Genomic DNA, 5,295 nt, shown 5'->3' on the forward strand with positions numbered 1-5,295 from the left:
CATAATTGATCAATAATTATCCTGCTATAATTTTAGCATGCTGGCCATAACATCTGCCCTGTTGGTTATTATACCGTTTAAACCCGCATTTTTGATTTTCACGGCATCAACATAATTATCAACCGTCCATGGAATTACAATAAATCCAAGACTTCTTAATTTAATGAGGCAGTCAATTTTATCATTTTTATATTCTGGTATATAAACAGAAATTCCAAGTTCCCTCAGATCAACACTGTTAAGTTTTCCCATATATTTTTCGGATAAATCACAGTAATCCAGACCCAGCATAATTGAATCATCAAGGGCATGCATTTCCCTGAGTGAGAATGGGTTAAATGATATGACACAAACGTGATCTTTCATTCCTGTATTTTTTATTATTTCCAAAGTTTTTGTAACAATATTGTTATAAACCATACTGCCAGAATCATCTATTGTTTTTAGTTCAATAAAAAAATATTTTTCATGATATGTTTTTAATATATAGTCAAGCCGCGGTATTTTAAAACCCTTTATATTTAACCTGTCTATTTCAGAGGAATTTAGGTTTTCTATATTAATATCATTCCCCGTTAATCTTTTTAAATTAAAGTCGTGAACTATGTAAACCCCACCATCTGCAGATAAATGAACATCAAGTTCCACAGCATCTGTATAATTAAATGCATTTTTGAATGAAATCTCTGTATTTTCTGGATATTTCTCAGGGAGGCCACGATGACCTATTATTACAAAGTTTTTTGTTAAATAATCATACATTTCCATGCAACACCATATATAAATTACTTATATAGTTATTTGAGGATAAATAAAACATCAATATTCCTAGATTAATTTTATTTCCACCATAAGGTCTAAATTTGAGGTATTTACGTTAAATTTTAACAGGTTAATTTAGATTTTAGATATCAATAAATACGAAAAAATCATAACAGCATTAAATGGAAAAAATAGGCATTATAGGTGGTGGGATCACAGGTATTTTCAGTGCCCTTAATCTATCCATGAATGGTTATAAAGTAACGGTCTTTGAAAGAAACTCACTTCTTGCCGGGACATCCGGCAGATTCCATGGTATGCTGCATAGTGGTGCCAGGTATTCTGTAAATGACCCAAACTCAGCAAGGGAATGTATGGAGGAAAATAAGTTATTAAGCAAAACTGCCAGCAGATTCATAAAGGATACCGGCGGTTATTACATATCCCTTGGAGAAGTTGAATCAAATTATGGTGACATGCTTATAAAAAGCAATGAAAAAAATGGTATAGATTCAGAGGAATTACCACCTGAGGAATTTTTAAAAATGGAGGCATATGTAAACCCAAAGATTGAAAGGGTTATAAGGGTTCCTGACAAAATTATAAGCGCTCATAATTTTTCTGCAGCTGTTGCACTGGAGGCCATAATGGCCGGTACAAAATTTAATACAGGCTGTAATGTAGTTGGCGGGTCTGTGTCGAAAAATAATGTAATTTCATTAAAATATTCATATAATGGAAATATACAAACTGAAAAATTTGATTTTATTATAAACACCTCGGGGCCATGGTCTGGTAATGTTGCCCAGAATCTGGGCATAAAGAACTTTGAAGTTATGCCAACACTTGGATACATGGCAGTCTATGACAGACCCTTTGTTGGGTCCATAATTAACAGGATGCGCCCCCCATCAGATGGTGATATTATACTCCCTTACGGTTCTGGCACGGTGGCCGGAACCCTGGCAATTATCTCTGATGATCCGGATTCCAATGATGTGGATGATGAGGACCTTGATATTATGCTGTCTGAGGTATCCAAGATGGTGCCATCACTTGAAAAAAAGCGCTATAAGAAACTTTACTATTCAATGAGGCCTCTTGTTAAGGATGATAACTCCAGGGGTACAAGAGATTTTTCAATAATTGATAATTTCGATAACATGATAAGCATAATAGGTGGGAAATTCACCACCACAAGGCTTATGGCGTCCGAATTAAGCAACAGGATATCAGAAATTTTTGGCTCACATAATTATGATACATCCAAAATAAATTTTAATGATACTTTTGAAAGATACATGGAGTCAAATATGGGTGGCCTTGATAAAGAATTTATAAATTATATAAATTCCTACAGGGATGGTATGGATTTCGAATATGCTGATTACATACTATCAGCATATCTGTTGAATGAAGGCATTAAAAGAGGAAACAAAAATGAAATTTAATGGTAGTTTTATGGTTAATAAGGGCAATGATGAGGTTTCATTGTTTTTTAAAGATTTAAAAAATGTTATACCATGTCTGCCGGGTGTGTATGATCTTGAATATGGCGATAAAATAAAATGTAAACTCAAGCTTGACATATCGGATGCAGGAATATCTGCAATGAATACAATATCCGGAAGAATGACATTTACATATAATTATTCCGGGAATAATATAAAAATTGATGGTGATGGCAGGATAGCTGGTTCAAAGATACAGTTTCGCATCAATATAGGCCTAACACCTGCGGAACAGGAAACAAAAATAGACTGGGAAAGCGATTTCAATTTTGGCATGATTGTTAAAATTATGGGTTCTGATAGATTAAATTCTGTATCATTAAGCAACATAAACAGCACAATAAAGTGTTTTAAGGATAAAATTAATGCCCTATAATTTAAATTTATATATATTTTAAAAATCCCATATTGCCGCGTCTAATTCTGTAGTAATTATATAAAAAACCCTTCATTATGGCAGGCTTCCTTAAAAATCTAAATTTTTCAATGCTGCCACCCCATGGAATGCTGCTGACAACCCTCATCCCGGGACCCTGTGGCGATCCTAAAACAGTTATATAAACAGGGTCAAAGCTATTTTTTGCACCATTTATGTAATCTCCAACAAATATGCCCATTCTCATGGCAAGCTCACCAATTTTTGGCCCAAAATTAATGGCATCCCCTATGGCAAAAACATCATCTGCAATTCGCAGTTTATTATCCGTGTTTAAAAAGTCATTAAATAGGGCCGGTTTGCATTCTGGAAGAATATAATCCGGGCTCTCCGTTATTGTTATATTATAATGATTAAGCAGGCTAATAACGCCATCACGAATTTTTTTACCAAGAAAAGAGAGGGCATTGCCTGAAAATTTAAAATTTTTATTATATTTTTTCATGGCCAGTATAAAGTTGATAACTATATATTCGTCAAATTCATTCTGGGATCCTATGGCCATGTTATTTTCCAGCTTCATTTTTTCAAGAAACGTGATCTGATTATTGCGGTCACATCCCGTGGCTATTATAATTTTATCTGCATTATATACATTTTTATCTGTTATTATCTCCCTTTTTTCTATATTAACATCTTTTACCTGCTCATTTATTATATCATCTTTTAATTTTATTCTTACAGGATTGTTAAATAGATAATAATTTAAATAATAATCTCTGGTAATTATTTTTACATTAAATTTCCTCCTAAGCCTGTAATAGGCATTCAATCCCGAGTAACCACTCCCAAGGATCATTATGTTATCCATATGTACATGCATTAATAATAACCTTAAATTTTATTCCATTTATAACTGGTATTAAAACTTAATTAATCACATTAACATTAAGGATTTATGTTCGAGGAGGAAAAAAGGGCTGCGGCAATGGAGGCAATAAAGCATGTTAAAAGTGGCATGAAGCTTGGGCTTGGCACAGGGTCAACAACAAGATATTTTCTTGATGCCCTTGGAGAACTGGTAAAAAGTGGTAAAATAACCGATATTATTGGTGTTCCAACATCTAAGAAAACAGAGGAAATTGCCAATAGTTACGGGATTAAGACAGTAAATAACATTAATAATATTGATATAGATTTTGACGGTGCAGATGAATTTGATCCTGATGGAAATCTTATAAAAGGTGGTGGAGGGGCGCTTGTAAGGGAAAAAATTGTTGCGTACAATAGTAAGAATGTATTTATAATGGTTGACAGCTCAAAATTTTCTGAAAAACTGCATAAATTTCCATTACCTGTTGAGGTTATACCATTCATGGAAGATCAAACTTTAAGCCACATAGAGGAACTTGGGGCAAAATGCACATTCAGGGATAATAAAAAATTCATCAGCGATAATGGGAACTACATAATAGACTGCAGATTTGATTATACTGATACAGGACTTGAGCAAAAAATTAAAATGATTCCCGGTGTTGTTGAGGTTGGCATATTTCATAATATAACAACAAAAATATTTAAGGGGAATGGAAATACATGTGAAATTATTGATATTAAAAAATTATAAATCCATTTCATTGGAGGATGAAAGTATCATGTCCATGGCCAGCTCTGCAATGTCTGTGGAATAAAAGCCTATTCTTGTTATTTCCTCGGATGTAAATGAAATTGTTTCAATATCAGAATCCAGTGAAATATTTAATAACTCGTTTTTATAACCATTTATTGTTTTTTTCATGCATATAATATCATTTAATCCGGCATATTTTTTTGAATAATAAAGTGATATGGCCTTTTTATAGAGTTCCAGACAGAAGTTAAGAAACTCAATTACCTTATTTATTGCGGTTTTTGATGAATTATTCTTTTTTGTCCATATATTGCATAGATTGACTGCGTGGTCTGCTATTCTTTCAAGTATTCTTGATAATAGCAGATAATATATGCTGTTACCATCCTCACAGCTTCTTGCCTTCACCTCCCGGTATATATACCACTGAAATCTATCAATCTCATCATCCCTTGATACCACACTTTTTAACAGGCCATAATCATTTGAACTTATTCCTGAAATTACATCGGATATCATTGACTCAACATTAAGAGACATCCTTTTTATTGAATTATAGATTGGATATGAATTTGAATTAAGTACGTTCTGCAATACAACCTTTTTTGAGTCCTCCTCAAATATTTCTATTCCTATTACCAGCTTGGAAAATTTTTTTATGGTATCCCTTATCTCATCAGATATATAGTTTGAACTTCTGATTGTAAGTGTGTCGAATCCAGAAATATAAATTGATATAAGGGCCCTTTGAAGGCTTTTTGTATCTATCTGCCCTATATTAAGAACCTTATCTATTTCCGTTTTAACATCGGAGCTATTATATAAAACAAGTCTGTCCTTTGATTCCTCAATTTTTACCTCGCTTCCCCTTGTTAGATGATTGTTTTTAACCCATTTAGAAGGTAATGAAACTATATATGTTGAACCTCCAGTTAGCTGGATCTTTCTTACTGAACTCATGTATATATATTTAAAAAAACTATATATATGTATGTTTTAGATCGGAAGAGCGTCGT

At 33.0% G+C, this 5,295-nt stretch carries 6 protein-coding genes; 3 read left to right on the forward strand and 3 right to left on the reverse strand.

Going from position 1 to position 5,295, the window contains the following annotated elements; genetic code table 11:
• Positions 1-24: 24 nt before the first annotated feature.
• On the reverse strand, positions 25-768 hold the full coding sequence (locus AOG55_RS03550; protein ID WP_054964266.1) for a glycerophosphodiester phosphodiesterase: 744 nt from the start codon (positions 766-768) through the stop codon (positions 25-27).
• 176 nt (positions 769-944) lie between these two features.
• On the opposite strand from AOG55_RS03550, the gene AOG55_RS03555 reads away from it, so the two are divergent.
• Together AOG55_RS03555 and AOG55_RS03560 are read left to right on the forward strand one after the other, a co-directional pair.
• Positions 945-2,213, forward strand: coding sequence for an FAD-dependent oxidoreductase (locus AOG55_RS03555; protein ID WP_048102011.1), 1,269 nt, complete (start codon positions 945-947; stop codon positions 2,211-2,213).
• A 10-nt stretch (positions 2,214-2,223) separates the two neighbouring features.
• Positions 2,224-2,649, forward strand: a complete 426-nt coding sequence (locus tag AOG55_RS03560; RefSeq protein WP_162216757.1) for an SRPBCC domain-containing protein — start codon at positions 2,224-2,226, stop codon at positions 2,647-2,649.
• A gap of 7 nt (positions 2,650-2,656) precedes the next feature.
• Here the strand turns inward: AOG55_RS03560 and AOG55_RS03565 are convergent, their stop codons facing one another.
• Positions 2,657-3,520: an FAD/NAD(P)-binding oxidoreductase gene (locus AOG55_RS03565; RefSeq protein ID WP_055032459.1), complete on the reverse strand. Its 864-nt coding sequence runs from the start codon at positions 3,518-3,520 to the stop codon at positions 2,657-2,659.
• A gap of 87 nt (positions 3,521-3,607) precedes the next feature.
• On the opposite strand from AOG55_RS03565, the gene rpiA reads away from it, so the two are divergent.
• On the forward strand, positions 3,608-4,276 hold the full coding sequence (rpiA, locus tag AOG55_RS03570) for a ribose-5-phosphate isomerase RpiA (protein ID WP_048102008.1): 669 nt from the start codon (positions 3,608-3,610) through the stop codon (positions 4,274-4,276).
• Here rpiA and AOG55_RS03575 read toward each other — a convergent pair.
• On the reverse strand, positions 4,271-5,239 hold the full coding sequence (locus tag AOG55_RS03575; RefSeq protein ID WP_048102007.1) for a phosphate signaling complex PhoU family protein: 969 nt from the start codon (positions 5,237-5,239) through the stop codon (positions 4,271-4,273). The two genes, rpiA and AOG55_RS03575, sit on opposite strands and share 6 nt — an antisense overlap.
• Between the last annotated feature and the right edge of the window lie 56 nt (positions 5,240-5,295).

Origin of the sequence: Acidiplasma cupricumulans (assembly GCF_001402935.1) — an archaeon.
Lineage (GTDB): Archaea > Thermoplasmatota > Thermoplasmata > Thermoplasmatales > Thermoplasmataceae > Acidiplasma > Acidiplasma aeolicum.